At 63.9% G+C, this 485-nt stretch carries 1 protein-coding gene and 1 pseudogene; both read right to left on the reverse strand.

Annotated elements, in window-relative coordinates:
* Window positions 1–138 (reverse strand): annotated as a pseudogene (locus tag EOA24_RS43760) (N utilization substance protein B); the annotation flags it as partial.
* Window positions 135–485: 6,7-dimethyl-8-ribityllumazine synthase (gene ribH, locus EOA24_RS40680; RefSeq protein ID WP_127410957.1), on the reverse strand; the 351-nt coding region annotated here is incomplete at its 5' end. The pseudogene EOA24_RS43760 and the gene ribH, both read right to left, overlap by 4 nt.

Below are 485 nucleotides of genomic sequence, written 5' to 3' on the forward strand. Positions count from 1 at the left end.
GGCCTCATATTCGGCCGTGATCTCGAAGACGCCGCTGCCGGCCACATCCATCTGATAAAGCGCCTGAACGGCAGCAAGGCGGGCGGCGCCGCGCTTGTTGGCGTGACGTACCGCTCCGGTCGAGGCAGGCTCGGTCACGATTGGGCTCCGAATTTCTCTTTGAACGCGATCATGGTCAGCGCCGCGCGCGCGGCGAAGCCACCCTTGTCGCCCTCGGTCTTCTTCGCGCGCGTCCATGCCTGCGCGTCGTTCTCGGTGGTCAGGATACCGTTGCCTATCGCGATCGCTTCCTGCACCGCAAGGTCCATCAGCGCGCGGCTCGATTCATTGGCGACGATGTCGAAATGATAGGTGTCGCCGCGGATGATGGTGCCGAGCGCGACAAAGCCGTCATAATGCGTGCCGCCTTCGGCGGCGCCATCGAGCGCGAAGGTGATGACGGCCGGTATCTCCAGCGAACCGGGAACGGTCACGACGTCATAGGT

This window comes from Mesorhizobium sp. M2A.F.Ca.ET.039.01.1.1 (genome assembly GCF_003998035.1).
GTDB lineage: Bacteria > Pseudomonadota > Alphaproteobacteria > Rhizobiales > Rhizobiaceae > Mesorhizobium.